The sequence below is a fragment of the Pseudomonas sp. ACN8 genome, assembly GCF_002303925.1.
In the GTDB taxonomy this organism is placed as follows: Bacteria; Pseudomonadota; Gammaproteobacteria; order Pseudomonadales; family Pseudomonadaceae; genus Aquipseudomonas.
Map to the genome: position 1 here is coordinate 184,115 of NZ_MRCS01000002.1, position 22,365 is coordinate 206,479.

Consider the following 22,365-nt stretch of genomic DNA (forward strand, 5'->3'; position numbering starts at 1 on the left):
CAAATATAGTTGGTTGGTTATTTTGTTGTTGTTTTTGTGAGCTAACAGTAACAGTTAATTATCTGTTTCAGGCAGTTTTTTGGAGGGGGTTATTGTTTCAGGTTTTGAGTGTTGAACGCAGAACAACGGCACCAGATATATTTCCGGCGTGTGAGGACATTAGTGCAGACGAAAAAAAACCGGCCAATCAATTGGCCGGTTTTTCATGCTGCGGATTTAGCGGGGCTGATTAAGCGCCGTATACCGGCAGCTTCTTGCAGATGGCCTTGACCTTCTCACGAACGGCATCGATCACCGCTTCGTTATTCAGGTCAGCCAGGATGTCGCAGATCCAGCCGGCCAGTTCCTTGCACTCTGCTTCCTTGAAGCCACGAGTGGTCACTGCCGGGGTGCCGAAGCGCAGGCCGGAGGTGACGAACGGGGAGCGTGGATCGTTTGGCACGGAGTTCTTGTTCACGGTGATGAACGCTTTGCCCAGCGCGGCATCGGCGTCTTTACCGGAGATTTCCTGCTTGATCAGCGACAGCAGGAACAGGTGGTTCTGAGTACCACCGGAAACCACGTCGAAACCGCGCTCGATGAACACGCTGGCCATGGCCTGGGCGTTCTTCACCACTTGTTGCTGGTAAGCCTTGAACTCAGGCTGCAGCGCTTCCTTGAAGCAGATCGCCTTGGCCGCGATCACGTGCTCCAGCGGGCCGCCCTGGGCGCCCGGGAATACGGCGGAGTTCAGCTTCTTCTCGATGTCGGCGTTGGCGCGAGCCAGGATCAGGCCGCCACGAGGACCGCGCAGGGTCTTGTGGGTGGTGGTGGTCACGACGTCAGCGAATGGAACCGGGTTCGGGTAGACACCAGCGGCGACCAGGCCGGCCACGTGGGCCATGTCGACGAACAGGTAGGCACCTACCTTGTCGGCGATTGCACGGAAGCGCGGGAAGTCGAGGATCTGCGAGTAGGCAGAGAAACCGGCCACGATCATTTTCGGCTTGTGCTCAACGGCCAGGCGCTCGACTTCGTCGTAGTCGATCAGGCCGTTGGCGTCGATGCCGTACTGGATGGCGTTGTACAGCTTGCCCGAAGACGAAACGCTGGCACCGTGGGTCAGGTGACCACCGTGGGCCAGGCTCATGCCCAGGATGGTGTCGCCAGCCGACAGCAGGGCCAGGTAAACGGCGCTGTTGGCTTGCGAACCGGCGTGCGGCTGAACGTTGGCGTAGTCGGCACCGAACAGCTCTTTTGCTCGATCAATTGCAAGCTGCTCGACGACGTCGACGTACTCGCAACCACCGTAGTAGCGCTTGCCCGGGTAGCCTTCGGCGTACTTGTTGGTCAGTACCGAGCCTTGAGCTTCCATCACCGCTGGGCTGGTGTAGTTTTCCGAAGCGATCAGCTCGATGTGTTCTTCCTGGCGCTGAGCTTCTTGCTCCATGGCGGCAAAAAGGTCGGCGTCGTACTTGGCAATAGTCAAATCACGGCTGAACATGGCGGTCCTCAAGGATCGGGGGCGGAAAAGGGAGGCATTCTAACCCAATGGGTTTTAGATGGCATATGAAACGGCATCATGTCGCAGACAAGTGGCATTCACGGTGCGCGGCTGAATATTCGGACACAAATTATCCCTGAAGCGCGGAGCCGAGATGGGCATCCTTGTTTTTTTGCGGGGCACACCCTGTTCTGGAAGCCTGGATGAAGACTTGAGCTGACGAACGTCTTGCCCCTGAACGCTGGACAGGAGGCCGATGGATGATGCCCGTGACCGATCAGATGCCTACCACGCCTGTTTCCGCGCAGGCTTGCCCATGTCGTTGGATAGCCCTTGTATGGGCCATCGTGTTGGCTTGCATGATGCCCGGCTCGACGTACGCCTTGGCTAATGCCCCTGTGCTGCTGGACAGTTCCGTCGGGCAGTTTGCAATTGAGCCGGCCACGTTGGCCATTTCGCTCACGACTTCACAAGGCAAGCGCCTGGCGCTGGCGTCCCCGGCGTTCAGCGGCGGCACGGTGGAGCGGCTGTCGGATCGCGAATGGCAAGTGGTTGCAGGTGCGGCCCGGTACAAGGTCACGGCCAGTATCGAGCTTGGTGCGTTGCGGGTGTCAGTCCGGTCACGAGGTCCATCGGTCTTGAACTGGCCTCGGACTGCGGATCCCGGGGCCATCAAGGCCTACGCATTTCCTTTTGGCGAGGGCAGTTATGTGCCGGCGGACGACCCCGGGTGGCTTGACTGGATGGTGCGTCGTTACGAGCCGGAAAGTGTGCTGAGTATTCTTTCCATGCCGTTCTGGACGGAGCTGCGAGAGGGGCTTTCCGTGACCTGGCTGTTGGAGACACCCCTGGATACAACGTTTGATGTCGAACGCAGGGCTGATCGGGCACGACCTGGCTTTACTCACCGTTTCTCCTCTCTATCCCCTGATGCCGCTTATACCCTGCGATTTGTGCCCGGCCCGCCGGACCCGTTGTCGGGGGCGCGTGGATACCGGCAGTGGCTGCAGGCAAACGGCCAGTTTGTCTCCTTGAACGACAAGATTGCCGCGACGCCCGAGGTCGCCCGGTTAGGAGGGGCGTCCCATATCTATCTATGGGGCAACGATCCGCTGAAAGTCGCGGACATCGTTCAATGGCGAGCGTTTCTGGAACAGTTCCAGCGTCAGCAAGGCGATGACACGCAACTGGCGGGGCGTCTGTGGAAGGCGCTTGATGATGAAAAGCGCAAAGCCGTCGAGAAGGCGTTCAAGGCGGCTGCCAGGAACCCGGGTGATATTGAGCCATGGCTGAAAAGAGAGGTGGTTCGAGCGCTCAACGCGGCACTGTTGAAGGTGATTGCCCGTCCCGAAGTGACACCGCTGTCGGGCGGGCATGACCCAGGTGGTGAAGTGGCGTGGGCACGGGATATGAGCGTCGCCATGGAGCAGGCCTTCGGTCCGCTGTTGGCCCCCGCCCGACGTTGGGGAGGCGGTCTGTCGACCGACCTGGTCAGCGCGCTGCAATCGGCTGGATTGCGCCGTGCCTGGCTGGGTGTCAGTGAGTGGCGAACGGCGCTTTGGCACCCTGAAGCCATTGAACAAGCCAAGGCGGCGGGTTACCTGGTCGGCGTCTACGACAGCTATGGCAGCGCCCACCCCTCAAAACTTACGGCAACCTGGTCTACCGCGCAGATGGGCGATGAGTTGGCGAATGCCGGTTACCGGGATCAAAACGGCCAACCCGCCATCGGTTTTGCCGGACGTGGGGTGTATGTCAGCGCTCGTGCAGCCCATGACTATGCTCGAAAACGCATCGATGCGATTGCAGAAAACGCTGGGCTCAACAGCTATTTCCTGGATGTGGATGGCGCCGGCCCACCGCGCGAGGACTATACGCCCGGCCGCGAGACCAGTGAATCGCAGGACAGTCAGAGCGTGCGCCAGAGGCTCGCTTATCCTGCCCGGGCATTTGGCCTGGTGACCGGAACGGAAGGCGGGTTGTCCTGGTACGCCCCGCAGTTCGCGTTTGCCCAGGGCATGACGACGCAGCCCTTCGCCTGGATGGATCCTGATATGAAGGATTCACGCTCGCCGTACTATCGAGGCCGTTACTGGCCCGACGAAACGCCCAGTCTTTACTTCAAGCCTGTACCGCTCAAGCCTTCGATCGCCCGTTATGTGCGCTCGCCACGGTTTCGCCTGCCGCTTTATCAGATCGCCTTGCATGACAGCGTCGTGACAACCCATCACTGGGAGTACGGCTCATTGAAGTTCAGCAATGACTGGGAGGCGACGGCGCTCCTGCAATTGTTGTACATGGTGCCGCCGCTTTATCACCTCGCCGATGAAGTGCTCGATCGTGATCTGCCGGTGATCGCAGCCTATGACCGAATCTTCCGCCCGCTGCACGAGCGACTGTTCAGAGTGGCGATAGCGGACTTCAAGGTGTTGTCGACAGATCGCGCGCTCCAGCAATCAAGCTATGCGGATGGAACGCGCATCACCGTGAACTTCAGCAGCGGGCCGATGGTGGCGCAAGGTACGACGCTGCCTGCGCTCTCTGCCCGTGTCGAAGAACCTGGGCAACCGGTGCGAGTGCATGAAATGAGTACGGTGTTCAAGGCGCGTTGAGCTGGTTGGGCAGCGCTTAATCAAACATGAACAATGCATCGTTACTGTATTGGGCCTCGAACCGATTGGCCGGCATCGGCCGTCCGAACAGGTAACCCTGCACCTCGTCGCAACCGTGTTCCCTCAGGAAATCCAGCTGCTCATGGGTTTCCACGCCTTCAGCGATCACCGCCAGGTTGAGGCTGTGGGCCATGGCAATGATTGCCCGGGCAATTTGTGCGTCCTGCTCGCCGCTGGGCAGGCCATCGACAAAGGTGCGGTCGATCTTCAGAACGTCGATCGGGAATTGCTTGAGGTAATTGAGCGATGAATAACCGGTACCGAAATCGTCGACTGCAATGCTCAGGCCGAGGTTTTTCAGGCCGTCGAGGATCTGCATCGCCTCGCTGACTTCGCGCATCAGGATACTTTCGGTCAGTTCCAGTTCCAGGCATGCCGGCGGCAGGCCGGTTTCCTTGAGGATGGTGGCAATTCGTGTGCCGAGCTGACCATCGGAGAACTGCCGCGCCGAGATGTTCACCGACACCTTCGGCACCCGTACCCTGGCCTGATGCCAGGCCTTGAGTTGGCGGCAGGCTTCGCTGATCACCCAGTCGCCGACATCCACCACCAGTCCGAGCTCTTCGAGCACCGGGATGAAATCCCCTGGCGGCACCAGCCCGCGGCGTGGATGACGCCAGCGCAACAGCGCCTCGGCACCGGTCAGTCGCTTGCCGTCACCGCTGAACTGCGGCTGGTAATACAGCACGAATTCGTTCTGTTCCAGGGCATGGCGCAAGTCGCTTTCCAGCTCCAGTCGCTCCAGCGCACTGGCGTTCATGTCCGCCTGATAGAACTGGAAGTTGTTCTTGCCACGCTCCTTGGCGTGGTACATCGCGGTGTCGGCGTTCTTCATCAACTGGCTGAGTTCGTTGCCGTCCTGCGGACTCAGGGCGATGCCGATACTGGCCGTGACGAAGAACTCGCGACCTTCGAGTACGAAGGGTTTCACCAGGCTGGCAAGAATCTGTTCGGCCACATGGATCGCCCGGTTCAGGGCGATTTCACGGTTGGCTCGCGGTTGCAGGAGCAAGGTGAATTCGTCACCGCCCATGCGCGCCACGGTGTCGTCATCGTCGACGCAACCGAGCAGGCGCGTGGCCATTTCCTTGAGCATGCGGTCGCCGGCGGCGTGGCCCAGGGAGTCGTTGATCGGCTTGAAGCGGTCGAGGTCGAGGAACATCAGCACCACCCACGACTTCTGCCGTTCGGCCGATTGCAGTGCCGTGTGCAGGCGATCCTGGAACAGCGAACGGTTGGGCAGGTGGGTCAGGGCATCGTAGTAGGCGAGGCGGTGAATCCGCTGCTCGCTGGCCTTGCGCTCACTGATGTCGCTGAAGAAACACACATAACTGGCCAGGTCGCCTTCATCGTCGAGCACGGCGGTGATCCCGACCCAGGCCGGGTAATGCTCGCCATTACGGCGCTTGAGCCAGACTTCGCCTTCCCAGGTGCTGTGCTGGCCCAATTGCTTGAGCACGTAACGCAGATGGGCTTCCTGCTGGTCGTCGACCGTCAGCATGTTCGGCAACTGGTCGAGGACCTGCTCCATGGCGTAACCGCTGACACGACTGAAGGCTTCGTTGGCCTGGACGATGTAGCCGGCCGGGTCGGTGATCAGGATCGCCGAGGTCGAGTGTTCGAATACCGTGGCGGCCATGCGCAGGTCTTTTTCGGCCCGGCGTTGCTGGCTGATGTCGCGGCCGACGCCGAGCACGCCTTCGAACGTGCCGTGTTCGTCCCAGACCAATACCAGGCGCAGTTCGATCGGGATCTTGCGCCCGTCGGCCCGCAGGCAATCGAACAGGAACAGTTGGGTTTGCACCTGACTGCGCAGCAACGCCAGTTGGTCCGGCTGATCCAGCGCTTTGCTGACCCGGTCCATCAGGTGGTAGATGCCGGTCAGTTGTTGCGGGTTGGCGATGGTCGATTGCCAGCCGTTCTGGAAAATCCACTCGGCGTCGTAACCCAGCACCGCTTGCACCGAAGGGCTGACGTAATTGAGGTTGAGGCGGCTGTCGGTGGAGAAAATCACGTCGCTGATGCTTTCGGCGAGCATCCGGTAGCGCTGCTCGCTGTCGCGCAGGGACTCGCTGGCTTCGATCTGGTCGGTGATGTCCTTGGCCACGCCGATGATCCGCGTGACCTGGTCGTTCTTGTCCCGGGCCAGAGCCTGCTCGCGAATCTCGAAGCGTCGCCATTGGCCGTCCCGATGGCGGAAGCGCAACTGGCACTGCATCAATTGGCGATAACCGGCCTGTCGCTGGATCTGGCGGGAGCGATGGTAGTAGTCGGCGTCTTCGGGATGCAGGAGGATTTCCCAGAAGTACTCGCCCATCTGGTGCAGTTCGGTGCGGTTGTAACCCAGGGTCTGGCCCAGGTGATGGTTGCTGTAGATCATGCGCTGGCTGATCACATCCTGCACATACAGGTGATCCGGCACAGTGCGCACCACGTCCGACCAGAAACCTTCGCGCTCCTGCAGCGACAGTTCGATGAGCTTGCGGCTAGTGATGTCGGTGATGCTCAGGATCACTGCTTTATAGTCGTCCGGGGTTTGCGGCAGGCGCAGCACCAGCCACAGGTGCTGGTCGCGACCACTGGCGTCCTGGAGCTTGATTTCCAGCTCGAGCTGTTGCTGCTGGTTGAGCATCGCATCGAGCACCTGGTCGCCGATGGTGGTGCCGTCTTGTGGATTACCGTCGATCAGCAGTTTCCAGGCTTTGTCGGCGCTATCGACATTAAGCAGTTGCAGCGCTACCTGGTTGACCTCTGTGATCCGCAGTTCCTTGAGCAATGGCCGGCGTTGCTCCGGGATCGCCAGCCACGCTTGCAGTTGCTCGCTGCCCTGCAGCTGTGCCTTGTCGAAAAAGACCTTGAGCCCGGACATGTCGAGGACGCACAAGGCCACGCCGGTGCCTTCGAAAATGTCCTGGTAGCGCCGGCGGCCTTCATTCAGCTGGCGTTGACGCCGGCGCGTGTTGAGCAAGGCGAGGAACGGCAGCATGGAAAACGCCAGGCCCAGCAGGCATTTGCCGATGAATGCCGGCAGCAGCTCTTCCAGCACGCGCTGGCGGTCGAACAAGCCGCGCAGTTGCCAATCGCTGCTGCTCAGCGCAACGGTCAGCACGCTGTTGGCGACATCGTCCGCGGTCAGCGTGCCCGGATTGACCGAGGGCAGCGCTTCGTCACGGCTGATGATCTGATGATTGATGCGGTTCTCCACCAGCCACAACGGGCGGCCGCCGGCCTCGCGTTGCTTGGTCAGGGACGAAAAGAAGGTGGGTGTCAGGCGCAAGACCCAATAGCCTCGGGAACTGCCGCTGGCCTGATGCAACAATAAATGCACCACGGAACCGTCGGTGGCGTTGCTGAAATAGTGCGCCTGGGCGTGGCTGCGGCGTACCAGTTCACCCAGGTAGTCGCTGTCATCGCTGACGGGAGCGCTGTCGCTGATGACTCTTCCCGAGGGGCTGAGCAACGCCAGGCTGCGCAGATCAGGCAGCGACTGTTGCAACTTGCGCAACAGGGCCTGCAGTTCATCGGCGTCCCGCGGTTGCTCGACGATCGGTAACAGGTTGAGGGCGATCTGTGCGTTGAGCGCCATGTTCAGGCTGACCTGCGCGGCCAGATCGGCGGTGTAGTCGATGGTGTACTGGCGCTGGTTCTTCTGGGTTTCCCGCAGTTGGTCGAGCAACTGCCAGAACAGCAGGGCCAGCAGCAACAATACGAGTGTCGCCAAGGTGCCCTTCAAGGTTCCGCGCAGGGGGGAGCCGGGCGCTGTGGCCGGCGCACTGGAAGTCAGAGGCGGAGGGACAATGGACAAGCTGTAATCCTGCGGTATGGCTGGACTGGCGCGACGTGCACTATAAGCCGGACGCCCGAAGGGCGGCTAGCATGCCTTGAGTTGTGGCGAAGTGCCAGCCCCTGCCCGTCGGCTGGACTGCCACCGGTCATTCAGGTAGCTTTGCCGGTTACGCGGGAGCCCAGACACTGCTAAAACTACTGCTCTCGGAAATACTGCGTTGAAAACAGGCTCGGACTGCTCATTTACAACTCGTAAACTCCGCGTCCTCGCCTGTTTTCGCCTTGTCTTTCCTTCGCTCGTTACATTTTAACAGCGTCTGGACCAGCTCCTAGACTCAGACTTTTTCAGCGTCGCCTCTTACGGACGACGCGCACGGTCTGGCCCGGGCATCGCCTGCGCTCCAATCATTCATCTGTCACTGACCCAAGGTTCTCCATGGCTCAATACGTATTCACCATGCATCGGCTGGGCAAAGTTGTTCCGCCGAAGCGGGAAATCCTGAAAAACATTTCTCTGTCGTTCTTCCCCGGCGCCAAGATCGGCGTACTCGGCCTCAACGGTTCGGGTAAGTCCACGCTGCTGAAAATCATGGCCGGCGTCGACACCGAGTTCGAGGGCGAAGCCCGTCCGATGCCGGAGCTGAATATCGGTTATCTGCCGCAAGAGCCGATCCTGGACCCGACCAAGACCGTGCGTGAAGTGGTCGAGGAAGCGGTCAGCGTGATCAAGAACGCCCAGGCTCGCCTGGATGAGGTCTACGCGGCTTACGCTGAAGAAGACGCCGACTTCGACAAACTGGCTGCCGAACAGGCCAAGCTCGAAGCGATCCTGCAGGCCAGTGACGGTCACAACCTCGATCGTCAACTGGAAGTCGCCGCCGACGCGCTGCGTCTGCCGGCCTGGGACGCCAAGGTTGAAGTCCTGTCCGGTGGTGAGAAGCGTCGTGTGGCCCTGTGCCGCCTGCTGCTGTCCGCCCCGGACATGCTGCTGCTCGACGAACCGACCAACCACCTGGACGCCGACTCCGTTGCGTGGCTTGAGCACTTCCTGCACGACTTCCCGGGCACCGTGGTCGCGATCACGCACGACCGTTACTTCCTGGACAACGTTGCCGGCTGGATCCTGGAGCTCGACCGCGGCGCGGGCATTCCTTACGAGGGTAACTATTCGGGTTGGCTGGAAGCCAAGTCCGATCGTCTGGCTGCCGAATCCAAGCAGCAGTCGGCCCACGAAAAAGCCATGAAGGAAGAACTGGAGTGGGTGCGCAAAGGCGCCAAGGCCCGCCAGTCGAAATCCAAGGCTCGTCTGCAACGCTTCGAAGAAATGCAGTCGCAGGAATTCCAGAAACGCAGCGAAACCAACGAGATCTACATCCCGGCCGGTCCGCGCCTGGGTGACAAGGTCATCGAATTCAAGAACGTCACCAAGGGCTATGGCGACCGCGTGCTGATCGACAACCTGTCGTTCTCCATGCCTAAAGGCGCCATCGTTGGCGTGATCGGCGGTAACGGTGCCGGTAAGTCGACACTGTTCCGCATGCTGATGGGCAAGGAAACGCCGGATTCGGGCAGCATCGAAGTCGGTGAAACCGTGCAGCTTGCTTGTGTGGATCAGAGCCGCGAGGACCTGGACGGCAGCAAGACCGTGTTCCAGCAGATCTCCGACGGTTCCGACCAGATTCGCATCGGCAACTACGAGATCCCGTCGCGTACCTATGTCGGTCGCTTCAACTTCAAGGGCGGCGACCAGCAGAAGTTCGTCAAGGACCTGTCCGGTGGTGAGCGCGGTCGCTTGCACCTGGCCCTGACCCTGAAGGAGGGCGGCAACGTCCTGCTGCTCGACGAACCGTCCAACGACCTCGACGTCGAAACTCTGCGTTCCCTGGAAGAAGCCCTGCTGGACTTCCCGGGCGCCGCCATTGTGATCTCCCACGACCGGTGGTTCCTGGACCGCGTCGCGACTCACATCCTGGCGTACGAAGACGACTCGCAAGCGGTGTTCTTCGAAGGCAACTACACCGAGTACGAAGCCGATCGTAGAAAACGCCTCGGCGAAGCGGCTGCCCAGCCGCATCGTGTACGGCACAAGAAACTGGCCTGATTTCGGGTTGGTTGCATAAAGAGCGGAGCCTTCGGGCTCCGTTTTTTTGTGCTTTTTTTCAGCGATACCGCGGCGCATTCATCGCGAGCAAGCTCGCTCCCACAGGGTTTTGTGGAGGCCACAAATCCCAATCCAGCATACATCCCTTGTGGGAGCGAGCCTGCTCGCGATGGCGGTGTACCTGATGGTGCAAGACTTGAATTGTGAATCCCCATTCAGGTGCAAGAATGGTCAAAAAACCAGGTTAATTTATATCCTGTGCACCATTTAATTTCATAATCGCGACATTTTGCGCTGTTCTTGTGCGCGAATCGTTTGTTACAGTCCGGCTCAATCACCTCCAACGACAATAAATTTGCCGAGACTTTTCCATGATCGAATCCGTCGAATCCGTCGAATCCTTCCTTGCGCGCTTGAAAAAACGCGACCCGGACCAACCCGAATTTCACCAGGCTGTCGAAGAAGTCCTGCGTACCCTGTGGCCGTTTCTTGAAGCCAATCCGCATTACCTGACCTCCGGCATCCTGGAACGCATCTGCGAGCCGGAGCGGGCGGTGGTGTTTCGCGTGTCGTGGGTCGACGATCAGGGCAAGGTCCAGGTCAATCGCGGCTTCCGCATCCAGATGAACAGCGCGATCGGGCCGTACAAGGGTGGCCTGCGTTTCCATCCGTCGGTGAACATGGGCGTCCTGAAATTCCTCGCCTTCGAGCAGACCTTCAAAAACTCCCTGACGTCATTGCCCATGGGCGGCGGCAAGGGCGGTTCGGACTTCGACCCCAAAGGCAAAAGCGACGCGGAAGTCATGCGCTTCTGCCAGGCGTTCATGAGCGAGTTGTACCGCCACATCGGTGCTGACGTCGACGTACCGGCCGGTGATATCGGTGTCGGCGCGCGGGAAATCGGTTTCCTGTTTGGCCAGTACAAGCGCCTGAGCAACCAGTTCACCAGCGTGCTGACCGGCAAAGGCCCAAGCTACGGCGGTAGCCTGATTCGCCCGGAAGCCACCGGTTTCGGTTGCGTGTACTTCGCCGAAGAAATGCTCAAGCGTCGCGGCCTGGCCGTTGAAGGTAAACGCGTAGCGATCTCCGGCTCCGGCAACGTTGCGCAATACGCAGCGCGCAAGGTCATGGATCTGGGCGGTAAAGTGATTTCGCTGTCCGACTCCGAAGGCACCTTGTATTGCGAAAGCGGTTTGACCGAGGAGCAATGGCTGGCGGTACTGGAACTGAAAAATGTACAGCGCGGGCGCATCCGTGAACTGGCCGGTCGCTTTGGCCTGGAGTTCCGCGCCGGTGAGCTGCCATGGAGTCTGAGCTGCGACATCGCGCTGCCGTGCGCGACGCAAAACGAACTGGATGCCGAAGCCGCTCGCACCTTGCTGCGCAACGGCTGCATCTGCGTGGCCGAAGGCGCGAACATGCCGACCACTCTCGAGGCGGTGGACCTGTTCATCGAAGCCGACATTCTGTTCGCGCCGGGCAAGGCGTCCAACGCCGGTGGTGTAGCGGTGAGCGGGCTGGAAATGTCGCAGAACGCCATGCGCCTGGCATGGACCGGCGGCGAAGTGGACAGCAAGCTGCACGCGATCGTGCAGTCGATTCACCACGCTTGCGTGCATTACGGTGAGAAGGACGGCCGGGTCAACTACGTCAAGGGCGCAAACATTGCCGGCTTCGTCAAGGTCGCCGATGCCATGCTGGCCCAGGGCGTTGTCTAAGCCGGTTCGATACGGATCACCTCAATCAGTTGATCCCCGGCAGGGCGCTGCCACAGCACTTCATCGTTGAGTCGCGCACCGAGCAGTGCCCGTCCCAGTGGTGAACCCCAATTGATCAGGCCGTGGGCGGCATCGGCCTGATCTTCGCCCACCAGTTGTACCCGGCGCTCGGTGGCGTGCTCATCGGCGTAGGTCACCCAACTGCCGATCTGCACTTTCTCGGTCGACGTCGCGGTGGGTACTACCTGAGCGCTGCCCAAGCGCTGCTTGAAGTAACGCAGATCACGTTCGAGATCCGCCAGGCGCTGCTTGTCGGCCTGCTCGCCTTTTGCCGATTGTTCGGCGTGCAGGGTTTGCAGTTCGGTGACTTTTCCCTGCAACAGGTTCAGGCCTTGCGGCGTGACGTAATTGGGCTGCGCGCTGATCTGCCGTTCGACTGGCTGATCGGCTTGCGCGGCGGCGTTATCTTCATTGACGAAGGCACGGCTCATGGAATTCTCCCGGTATAGGATTTGGGCCATGGTCGCAGGCATTTGGTTTCACTGGATGTCTGAAAGCGACTTATGGCGAGTGACAGGCCCGGGCGGCGGCCTGATCCTTCTGCTGCTGCCAGGCTTTAAAGCAAGCCATCCCACATACCACCACGTCTCACTCTCCCAAGCCGATACGCGACTCATAGATAAAGTCTAGAAGTGGATTCGTCGGGGGGGTGAAAGGTGTGCATGCATTTTGTTGAACGCCACATAACCCCTGTGGGAGCGAGTGGTGTGTCAGGTCAGTAGTGATACCACTTCAGCTCAAGCATCACTTCGTTCTCGGCCGTCGCCAAATGGCTGAACTCGCGCTGGGCGCTCAGGCGCAGTCCGAGGTTGCGGGATATTTCCCATTGCTGATTCAGGCTCAGGCTACGGCGCACTTCTCCATTGGCGAAAAAGTCGCCCTTGGCTTCCAGGCTCAGGTTGCCCAGCGGGTTTTTCCACAGCACACCCGTGTTGAAGCCAGCGGCCGGAACAATGAACGCGGCGAAGTCGTTGTTGTGCTCGATACGCACCGTGCCCAAGGCAAAGCCGAGCATGTCATCGCCCAGATGCCATGTGCCACCACCACCGCCGTTGACGTGGCTGACCAGGGTCTGGTCATCGTGCTTGCCCGGCACTCGCTCCAGACCGCCGGTGACTTGCCATGACAGCGGTTGCAGCAGCTCGTTACGCGGAGTCATGGAGCGAATGGTGGCCAGGTCCAGTTGCTGCACTTGCCAGTCATTGCCTTCGTACTGGCGCAGTTTCAATTGGAGGATTTCGATCTGCGCGCCGAGGGGAAAGCTTTCATTGTTGTCATTGAGGTCGTGATAAGCCATGCGCAAGCCATATTCGCCAAAGGCTTTATCGCCACGGGTGCCGAGGCCGAGCTGCCAGGTGCGCGACTCGTGACCGTCCTCAGGCAGGCCCGGTTGCGGGATATCCAGTTCCGGCGCCGGGTTCTGGTTGATTGCCCGCAGCAGTTCAAAGCTGCGCTGGGCGCGCGCGGGATCGCGTTCCTGGCCGTTGGCGCGGTAACGCTCCAGACGATAGGCCGCATCGATGATCAGCGCCTGACGGTCGCGGGGTTGCGCCTTGAACGCCGGGTCTTGCAATTGTTTCTGATCGGCGCTGACTTTCAGCACCCATTGCTGTTCTTCAGGATTCAACGGCTCGGCGCGGCTGAGCAGTTCGCGCTCACGGGACGGACGATACTGGATGGACTCCACCAGTCCGGCATTTTTCACGGCTTTGACGGTGTCGGTCGGGATGGCCGTGAGCGGGAATTGCTCGGTCAGGCGCAGGCCCGGGCGGGCCACTTGCAGCAGTTCCAGCAAGCGGTATGAGCAGTTTTCGTCGAAGAAGAAATAGTCGAACTTGATCTGTTTCAGCTCCCAGACATGCTCGACCATGCGCGCGGTTTCCTGTTGGGTCAGGTTCAGGCGGTACTCCCACAGGTCGCGGTTTTCCAGGCTGCGGTATTCCGAGAGCTTTTCCTGATAGGGCACCATCGCGAACAGGCCGGGATAGCCGCCCATCAGGCCTTTCCAGGCATAGATGATGCTGTTGTCGGAGCCCTCGATGTAGGCACCGAAATTGATCGCGTAACTGAGCAGAGAAGTCTTGTCGCTCTTCACTTCGGCCTGGTCGATGCGCAACAGGGTATGGCCGAACATCGAGGACGGGCTGTTCAGGTAAGCCGCCGGGAAGATCATCACCGCGCTGTCGGGCGAGACGTCCTTGAACCATTGCTTGAACCCGACGCAGTCCGGCGTTGGCAGGCCGGTCAGGCCGAGTTGTTCTTTCAGCCAGCGGGTGCGGGCCGGGTAGACGCATTGAGCGTGTGTTTCACCGGTACTGGCCGGTGCGTACAAGGCTTGTACGGTCGCCGCCAGTTCATGGTCCGGGTGTTCATTGCCGTCAGGGGCGAGGAAGAACCTGCGGTCACTGACATAGCTGCGCCAGCCGCCGAGCTTGGCGGTTTCGTAATGGCCCAGGGATATCCAGAAAGGGTCGTTGGCCAGTTGCTGCAAACGTTGTGGGTCGATGTTAGGCGAGGCGGACAGCGGGGCGCAGACACACAGCGCCAGCCAGGCAAGGCGTTTGAGCATAGAAGGCAACTTAAATACTTGAGAAAAAGACCCAAAGAGGGGCAGGTCCAAAAAATAAAACCCGCTTCCCGAAAGAAGCGGGGGCGGGTCGAGCTTAAGCTTGAGTCGCGTACTTGGCCAGACGGGGGTCGGCTTTGAGCACGGCCAGAGTATTGGTATGCACGTCTTCTGCGGTCACGTCAGCTTTGCTGAAGATCTGCTGGAAGTGCTCGTGAGTGACGGCGGCGAAGTGCGCACGGTCTTCCGGTGCCACGCCCAGTACCACGGCATAGGTGGTCAGCGCTTCGCCCTGCCCCTTGGCCATGTCTTCGGACAGTTCGTTCATCATGCCATTCATGGCAAACCAGGATTTGCCGCCATAGGTCAGCGCCGAATTGGTTGCGCAACCGTTGGTGCCGGAGGTCATGCCGAAGGTTGCGTTGCCGGAGGTGCCGTTGGTGGTGGATGCCAGGAAGTGAGCCGGAGTACCACGCTGGCCTTCGAACAGCATGTTGCCCCAACCGCAATCCGGGCCGCCTGGCGCTTGCGCCATGGCATTGATGGATACAGCGGTGAAGAGAGTACCAAGAAGAATCCGTTTCATAGCTTTGTTCTCTTTGTGTGCATACCAATAGACAAGGGATTCTGGCCCCAGCTCTGCACGCAAACTGCCTGCGCGACGATCATACTGCGTTGAAAGCAGGCTCGGAATGCTCATGTAGGTCCCTACACTCCGCTTCCTCGCCTGCTTTCGCCTTGCCTGATCGCCGCTCGGCGAGTTTTCCTGCAGACCGTTCCGGTGCCAGTGGGCCGGGCATTAGCCCAGCCGCGCAGTTTGGAGTTTAGGCACGATCACGGGGTTCCGTGATTTTTTGCAAAACATTCATGGGAAACACCGGCGCAAGCCCGGCCCGCCTGGGGTTGGCCGATTGACGATGCTCAGGCCTGCGGCGCTCCTTGCCAGTCGGGCATGGGCAGCGCCAGAATGCTGCCATCTGCCCCGCCTGATTGTAAGGAAGCCCGATGCCTGATCCTGTTGCTGCCAGCTTGCGTCTAGCGCCCGAAGCGCTGACCCGTCCGTTTTCCGCTGAACAGTTCAGCTTCTCTACCACCAATGATCTGGAGCCCTTTCGCGGTGTGCTTGGCCAGGAACGCGCGGTCGAAGCCTTGCAGTTCGGTGTGGCCATGCCACGCCCCGGTTACAACGTATTCGTCATGGGCGAGCCCGGCACTGGCCGGTTCTCGTTCGTCAAACGCTACCTCAAGGCCGAAGGCAAGCGCCTGCAGACCCCGGCGGACTGGGTCTACGTCAACAACTTCGATGAACCGCGCGAACCACGTGCCCTGGAGTTGCCGTCGGGCACTGCCGGTAACTTCATTGGTGATATCAACGTGTTGATCGACAACCTGCTGGCGACATTTCCGGCAGTCTTCGAGCATCCGTCCTACCAGCAGAAGAAAAGCGGCATCGACCGCGCCTTCAACCAGCGCTACGACAAGGCCCTGGACGTCATCGAGCGTCTGGCCCTGGAAAAGGACGTCGCGCTGTACCGCGACGCCAGCAATATCGCCTTCACCCCAATGGGCGACGGCAAGGCGTTGGACGAAGCTGAGTTCGCCCAGTTGCCGGAAGCCGAGCGCGACCGCTTTCACGAGGATATTTCGGCACTGGAGGAGCGCCTGAACGAAGAACTCGCCAGCCTGCCACAATGGAAGCGCGAGTCGAGCAATCAGCTGCGTCATCTGAACGAAGAAACCATCACCCTGGCCTTGCAGCCATTGTTGTCGCCATTGTCGGAGAAGTACGCCGAGAACGCGGCGGTATGCGGTTATCTGCAAGCGATGCAGGTGTACTTGCTCAAGACCGTGGTCGAGCAGTTGGTAGATGACAGCAAGACCGACGCAGTCGCCCGCAAATTGCTGGAAGAACAATACGCGCCGAGCCTGGTGGTCGGTCACTCGGCCAGCGGCGGTGCGCCGGTGGTGTTCGAGCCGCACCCGACCTACGAAAACCTTTTCGGGCGCATCGAATACAGCACCGATCAGGGCGCGCTGTACACCACCTATCGCCAACTGCGGCCGGGTGCCTTGCACCGGGCCAACGGCGGTTTCCTGATCCTTGAAGCGGACAAAATGCTCAGCGAGCCATTCGTGTGGGATGCGCTGAAACGAGCCCTGCAATCGCGCAAGCTGAAAATGGAATCGCCACTCGGTGAGCTGGGTCGTCTGGCCACCGTCACCCTGACCCCGCAACACATTCCGTTGCAGGTCAAGGTCGTCATCATCGGGGCCCGTCAGCTGTATTACACGCTGCAAGACCTCGATCCGGACTTCCAGGAGATGTTCCGCGTCCTGGTGGATTTCGACGAAGACATCCCGATGGTCGACGAGAGCCTGGAGCAGTTCGCCCAGTTGCTCAAGACCCGCACTTCCGAAGAAGGCATGGCACCTCTGACCGCCGATGCGGTGGCACGCCTGGCGACCTATAGTGCGCGTCTGGCGGAGCACCAGGGGCGCTTGTCGGCGCGTATCGGTGATTTGTTCCAGCTGGTCAGCGAGGCGGATTTCATTCGTCACCTGGCTGGCGATGAAATGACCGACGCGGGGCACATCGAGCGCGCGCTCAAGGCCAAGGCCACGCGGACCGGGCGGGTGTCGGCGCGGATTCTCGACGACATGCTGGCCGGGATCATCCTGATCGACACCGCTGGCGCAGCGGTCGGCAAGTGCAACGGCTTGACCGTGCTGGAAGTCGGCGACTCGGCTTTCGGTGTGCCGGCGCGGATTTCCGCCACGGTGTACCCGGGTGGCAGCGGTATCGTCGATATCGAGCGCGAGGTCAACCTCGGCCAGCCAATCCACTCCAAAGGCGTAATGATCCTTACCGGTTATCTGGGCAGCCGCTACGCCCAGGAGTTTCCCCTGGCGATTTCCGCGAGCATCGCCCTGGAGCAATCCTACGGTTATGTCGATGGCGACAGTGCTTCCCTTGGCGAGGCTTGCACCCTGATTTCGGCCTTGTCGAAAACCCCGCTCAAGCAGTGCTTTGCCATCACAGGTTCCATCAACCAGTTCGGCGAAGTGCAGGCGGTCGGCGGGGTCAACGAGAAGATCGAGGGCTTCTTCCGGCTGTGCGAAGCCCGCGGGTTGACCGGTGAGCAGGGAGCAATCATTCCTCATGCCAACGTCGCCACGCTGATGCTTGACGAGAAGGTGCTGGCGGCTGTGCGTGCGGGGCAGTTCCATGTCTACGCGGTCCGTCAGGCCGACGAAGCCTTGAGCTTGTTGGTCGGTGAGCCGGCCGGCGAGCCGGACGAGAATGGCGAGTTCCCTGAAGGCAGCGTGAACGCGCGGGTCGTGGAGCGTCTGCGGGTTATCGCGGAAATGATCAGCGAAGATGATCTGAAGGAAGCCGAGAAGGAGTTGGCGCAAGAGGCATTGGCGGAAACCAAACCGGCTTGATGCACACTTGAGCTAACTCACACCGCTCTACTGTGGGAGCGAGCCTGCTCGCGATGAGGGACTGACATTCAACCCATGTGTTGAATGACGGTCCGCTTTCGCGAACAGGCTCCCACATTTTTATGTATGGATTACTGGAAAAGCGTCGTCGAAATGACGTCAATATTCACACTATGACCATTCGGCGCCTTTCGGTCCTGCTCCGGTCTGCAAGCCAGACTTTTCTTCTATTCTCTGCTCAAGGATGTCGACAGTAATCACAGGATCGAAACAGCCTTCCCATGGGGGCTGAATACCGGATCTACCGAGGGTCGCCGCCATGTCGCGCAACCTCTGCCTCACCCGTCAATGCCTGGGCCTTGTGACCCGTATCGAATGTGCCATCCGTCCATTGGCGGGAGATACGGGCATGTGGACTCTGCTGTTCGCCGCCGGAATGGCCGGTGAACAACCTTCGGCCATCAAGGCCCAAGGCCCGTTTCATGGTCCGTTCGTCGCTGAATCAATCCTCGACACCATCGTTGAAAGCCTGACCCTGCATGGCTACGAGTTGGCCGACGATCCGCAAATCTGGTGCCTGCATCTGCAAGCGCAACTGCGGGAAATCAACGGCGGTCGCTGCCGGAACATGGGCGGCTTCGAGTTCCACCCCGAGCACTGAGTGGCACTATTGATCAAGGCGTGTCATGTCGGCCTTGTCGAGTTTGACTTCGAAACCATATTGCACGGTGGCGAGGTCAGTGCGCTGGTAGGTTTCCAGGCGCGTAGGCTGCCCGTAGAAGTAATGCACGGCAAACTGCGCCGGACCCTGTGCGCTCGCGCCATGGCTGACCGATAGAATCTCCTTCAAGTAATTCCCGCTGTCGTCCTTGGCGAAAAAGCGCCAGTCCTGGGCGGGAAATGCCTTCAGGTCCACCACCAGTGCATTGTCTTTGAGCGCGAGGCCCTTGGGCAGTTGACGGGCTTCGACGGTTTGCTTGTCGACCGTGGCCAGGAACAGCGGCATCGAGCCCACCGCATAGGCCGGGGTTTGCGGAAACAGATTCAGGTCGTAAGTGATGATGCCGCGCAGGGGATCGATCTGGTACGCCTCGGACGGCAGTTCGATCGGCTCGTCGCGTTTGCCAAGCGTGTCTTCGGTAAAGAAGCTCACCGGACTTTCACCGGGGTTGAACGATGTGCCGAGCAGTTCATCGTTGAAGGTGCGCAGGTGAGTGAATTCGATTCGCGCAGCGCTGGGGTCGTCGACCGACTGACTGATGCTGACGTTCTTTTTCAGCTGATCCTCGCTCAGCGTTGCCCCTTTCAGCCAGCCCGCCGCCTGGTCGTCGTAGACCACCACGGACAGGTTCAAGGGCTGGATGGACTTGTCCGTGGTATTGGCATCGAAGCGCCGGATCGGCAGGTCGAGGTCCTTTCGGGTGACCGTGACGGCGGAAAAATCCAGCAGGCTGACTTCGAGGGTTTCGATCGTCCCGTTGAAGTACACCTTCGAATAATGCCGAGCCTGCTGTTTCTCAAAGTTGCGTTGTTCTTCGTCGAGTTGTTTTTCCAGGGCCTCGCTCCAGCTTTTTTGCTGCTGCATCTTGGCCAGCTGTTGCTGATAGAAGGCAATTTGTACCGAGGTTTCGTTGATTGAGCCGGCGCGCGCAATGAATTGCCCGGTGCTGTCCCTGGCCTGGACGATCAGCGGGTTGAGCGGCGTTTCACTGAGCTCGGGGGCCAGTGGCGCGCTGTTGTTGTATTCGATTTCCGCGTAGTTGTTCGTCAATGAGAGCAGGGTGACGCTCAGGTTGTCATTGGTGCGGGTCTGGCCTACGTCCTTTTTCGTCAGGTCGAAGCTGTAGAGACGGCGTGGCGCGATGACTTCGACTTTGCCTTGCAGGCTTACCGGTTGCGGTTGCTGCGTCCTGTCGATGTCGAGGCCTTCGATGAAGGGGTAGGCCACGGTCAGGTCATCGGGGTTGGTCAGGTTGGAACTCGATGGGCTGAGCTGAATGCCGGGGTCGGTTTCCGACCACTCCGGCTGGAAGGGGATCACCCGTTTGTTGCTTAGCGTGACCGACTGCCATTCCAGGCCATGGGGAAACAAAAAAGCGGCAGGAACGCTGAAAGTGAAAGGGAACACTGGCTGCAAATCGGTCAGGTAGTCGGAACCGGAGTCCTTTTGCAACACGAATAACCCGTTGATGTAGGTGTCGACCAAGGCCTGCGGGCTCGGGTAGTGCTTGAGCATGGCGAGGGCGTCTTCGCCGTATTCGGTTTCCACCGGCTTGCTGTCGAGCTTGAGTTGCGCGCGTTCGAGCAGCAGCAGTGAGCCGCCCAGCTCCGACACGGCATCCTTGAGTTTCGGATCCTGGATGGCGTCCAGCGACTTTTCGAACTGCGCGGTTTTTTCTTCGAGACTGACCTGGCGTTTTTCGTCGCTGGGCGAGCAGCCGCTCAGCAGCAGCGCCAGGCAAATTCCGGCACTCGTCAAAGGCAATCGCACATCCATTTCCAGTCTTCCTGTCCGACATCACTGAGCAGCCAATGATTTGGACACTAGCAGAAAAACTTTGATACACCGGCGCAGGTGATGGATTTTTCGACGGTTTCTGGCAGCTTCTGGCTATAGACGGGTGGCTGGTATACTCGCGCCGTTTTCAGCCCAACATGTGAGATTCAATGGAACGCTTTATCGAAAATGCAATGTACGCCTCGCGCTGGCTGTTGGCGCCGATCTATTTCGGTCTGTCTCTCGGGCTGTTGGCGCTGGCACTGAAATTCTTTCAGGAAGTCTTCCACGTCATCCCGAACGTGTTTTCGATGGCCGAATCGGACTTGATCCTGGTACTGCTGTCTCTGATCGACATGGCCCTGGTGGGCGGTCTGCTGGTGATGGTGATGATTTCCGGCTACGAGAACTTCGTCTCGCAACTGGACATCGACGACAGCAAGGAAAAGCTCAACTGGCTGGGCACCATGGACTCTTCGTCGCTGAAGATGAAGGTAGCCGCATCGATCGTGGCGATCTCGTCCATTCACCTGCTGCGCATCTTCATGGACGCCAAGAACGTCGATCCTGAACATTTGCAGTGGTACGTGATCATCCACATGACCTTCGTGGTCTCGGCATTTGCCATGGGTTACCTGGATAAAGTCACCAAGCACTGATCCATTGCCGGCCCCATGAAACACGCCGCCCGTCTGTTGCAAAACAGACGGGCGGCGTCGTTTGTGGCTTGTGCTTTGATGCGCCGAAGCCTATCCCTGTAAAAAGGCTCGTTACTGCGTGAGGTGCGCTCATGAACCTGCAAGAGTTGAATGCGTATGCCGTCGCCGGGAAGGTCGATGAGCTGAACCTGATCTCGATGGAGGGCGGTATCTATCTGCTGGAGGCGCGGATGCACGGCACGGCGTATCCCTTGAGCGATACGCACGGGCATATGATGAGCCTGCGTTCGGTGGAGCATGCCCGTGATGTGCTGCGCTCCTTTCCCAAGTTGCACTTCAACCTCGTGCACACGGTCGTGCATGACGAAATGTGCGGTCTGGTTGCCGATGTGGAGGAAAACCTGAAGGTGCCGATCGCCTGAGGTCCCTCATCAATGGCATGACATCTGTGCTAGTCTGCTGGCCCTTTTGGTTCCGGGCGCTCCGGGACGCGCTGTGCACGCATGGCAAGTTCCCGAGCCGCCCGCACAGCGGAGCAGTGTCATGTCCGAAGTAAATCTGTCCACCGACGAAACCCGCGTCAGCTACGGTATTGGCCGTCAGCTGGGCGACCAACTGCGCGACAACCCGCCACCGGGCGTAAGCCTGGACGCGATCCTGGCAGGTCTGACCGACGCATTCGCCGGCAAGCCAAGCCGTGTGGGTCAGGAAGAAATGTCCGCAAGCTTCAAAGTCATCCGTGAAATCATGCAAGCCGAAGCTGCAGCCAAGGCTGAAGCGGCTGCTGGCGAAGGCCTGGCCTTCCTGGCTGAAAACGCCAAGCGTGACGGCATCACCACTCTGGCTTCCGGCCTGCAGTTCGAAGTGCTGACCGCTGGTGAGGGCGCCAAGCCATCCCGTGAAGACTCCGTGCGTACTCACTACCACGGCACTCTGATCGACGGCACTGTGTTCGACAGCTCCTACGAGCGCGGCGAGCCTGCGGAATTCCCGGTTGGCGGCGTGATCGCCGGCTGGACCGAAGCCCTGCAACTGATGAACGCCGGCAGCAAATGGCGTCTGTACGTGCCGAGCGAACTGGCTTACGGCGCTCAAGGCGTTGGCAGCATCCCGCCGCACAGCGTACTGGTGTTCGACGTCGAACTGCTTGACGTTCTGTAAGGCCCGGCCTGTCTGCATGACAGACTGATGTGGGAGCCAGCCTGCTGGCGATAGGGGCGACCGGTTTTTTCTTCAAGACCGCGTTGATACCATCGCCAGCAGGCTGGCTCCCACAGTTTTTTGGGTGTCGCTCATAGTTCGATCTTATTGTGCAATTCACTGTGCGGGCGCAACGCCCGGGCATAGCAGAACAGAAACAGATTACGCACCAGTTCCTT

The 22,365-nt window shown here is 59.7% G+C and carries 14 protein-coding genes; 8 read left to right on the forward strand and 6 right to left on the reverse strand.

From position 1 onward, the window contains the following. Nucleotides 1–229: 229 nt before the first annotated feature. Complete coding sequence (gene glyA / locus BSF44_RS02135) at nt 230–1,483, reverse strand: serine hydroxymethyltransferase (RefSeq protein ID WP_095942056.1); 1,254 nt, start codon at nt 1,481–1,483, stop codon at nt 230–232. 260 nt (nt 1,484–1,743) lie between these two features. Between glyA and BSF44_RS02140 the strand changes: the two genes are divergently transcribed. Further along, nucleotides 1,744–4,095: a glycoside hydrolase gene (locus tag BSF44_RS02140; RefSeq protein WP_256588933.1), complete on the forward strand. Its 2,352-nt coding sequence runs from the start codon at nt 1,744–1,746 to the stop codon at nt 4,093–4,095. Between the two features lie 16 nt (nt 4,096–4,111). On the opposite strand, the gene BSF44_RS02145 is transcribed toward BSF44_RS02140, so the two are convergent. Further along, nucleotides 4,112–7,960 carry an EAL domain-containing protein gene (locus tag BSF44_RS02145; RefSeq protein WP_095942057.1) on the reverse strand — a complete coding sequence of 1,283 codons (3,849 nt, stop codon included), beginning with the start codon at nt 7,958–7,960 and terminating at the stop codon, nt 4,112–4,114. Nucleotides 7,961–8,377: 417 nt separating this feature from the next. Between BSF44_RS02145 and ettA the strand changes: the two genes are divergently transcribed. Both ettA and gdhA read left to right on the forward strand, forming a co-directional pair. Then, a complete protein-coding gene (gene ettA / locus BSF44_RS02150) occupies nt 8,378–10,042 on the forward strand; it encodes an energy-dependent translational throttle protein EttA (RefSeq protein ID WP_095942058.1) in 1,665 nt (554 codons plus the stop codon). Nucleotides 10,043–10,413: 371 nt separating this feature from the next. After that, nucleotides 10,414–11,760 carry an NADP-specific glutamate dehydrogenase gene (gene gdhA, locus BSF44_RS02155; RefSeq protein ID WP_095942059.1) on the forward strand — a complete coding sequence of 449 codons (1,347 nt, stop codon included), beginning with the start codon at nt 10,414–10,416 and terminating at the stop codon, nt 11,758–11,760. Here the strand turns inward: gdhA and BSF44_RS02160 are convergent. The 3 genes from BSF44_RS02160 to BSF44_RS02175 form a co-directional block, all read right to left on the reverse strand. Then, a complete protein-coding gene (locus BSF44_RS02160) occupies nt 11,757–12,251 on the reverse strand; it encodes a GreA/GreB family elongation factor (protein WP_095942060.1) in 495 nt (164 codons plus the stop codon). The two genes, gdhA and BSF44_RS02160, sit on opposite strands and share 4 nt — an antisense overlap. 284 nt (nt 12,252–12,535) lie before the next feature. Further along, nucleotides 12,536–14,389, reverse strand: a complete 1,854-nt coding sequence (locus BSF44_RS02170; protein ID WP_095942062.1) for a DUF4105 domain-containing protein — start codon at nt 14,387–14,389, stop codon at nt 12,536–12,538. Nucleotides 14,390–14,483: 94 nt separating this feature from the next. Continuing rightward, entirely contained in the window at nt 14,484–14,972 is a 489-nt protein-coding gene (locus BSF44_RS02175) for a DUF3015 domain-containing protein (RefSeq protein ID WP_008052053.1), read from the reverse strand. A 419-nt stretch (nt 14,973–15,391) separates the two neighbouring features. Between BSF44_RS02175 and BSF44_RS02180 the strand changes: the two genes are divergently transcribed. Both BSF44_RS02180 and BSF44_RS02185 read left to right on the forward strand, forming a co-directional pair. Continuing rightward, nucleotides 15,392–17,830: a Lon protease family protein gene (locus tag BSF44_RS02180; RefSeq protein WP_095942063.1), complete on the forward strand. Its 2,439-nt coding sequence runs from the start codon at nt 15,392–15,394 to the stop codon at nt 17,828–17,830. A gap of 319 nt (nt 17,831–18,149) precedes the next feature. Next, a complete protein-coding gene (locus BSF44_RS02185) occupies nt 18,150–18,491 on the forward strand; it encodes a hypothetical protein (RefSeq protein ID WP_008052055.1) in 342 nt (113 codons plus the stop codon). 6 nt (nt 18,492–18,497) lie between these two features. Here the strand turns inward: BSF44_RS02185 and BSF44_RS02190 are convergent, their stop codons facing one another. Next, nucleotides 18,498–20,327: a hypothetical protein gene (locus BSF44_RS02190; protein ID WP_095942064.1), complete on the reverse strand. Its 1,830-nt coding sequence runs from the start codon at nt 20,325–20,327 to the stop codon at nt 18,498–18,500. A 170-nt stretch (nt 20,328–20,497) separates the two neighbouring features. On the opposite strand from BSF44_RS02190, the gene BSF44_RS02195 reads away from it, so the two are divergent. The 3 genes from BSF44_RS02195 to BSF44_RS02205 all read left to right on the forward strand — a co-directional run bounded on the left by BSF44_RS02195 (nt 20,498) and on the right by BSF44_RS02205 (nt 22,147). Then, nucleotides 20,498–20,986, forward strand: a complete 489-nt coding sequence (locus BSF44_RS02195) for a TIGR00645 family protein (RefSeq protein WP_007970904.1) — start codon at nt 20,498–20,500, stop codon at nt 20,984–20,986. A 131-nt stretch (nt 20,987–21,117) separates the two neighbouring features. Further along, nucleotides 21,118–21,408, forward strand: coding sequence for a DUF6482 family protein (locus BSF44_RS02200; protein WP_046041769.1), 291 nt, complete (start codon nt 21,118–21,120; stop codon nt 21,406–21,408). Nucleotides 21,409–21,529: 121 nt separating this feature from the next. Continuing rightward, a complete protein-coding gene (locus BSF44_RS02205; RefSeq protein ID WP_008052058.1) occupies nt 21,530–22,147 on the forward strand; it encodes an FKBP-type peptidyl-prolyl cis-trans isomerase in 618 nt (205 codons plus the stop codon). Nucleotides 22,148–22,365: the final 218 nt, after the last annotated feature.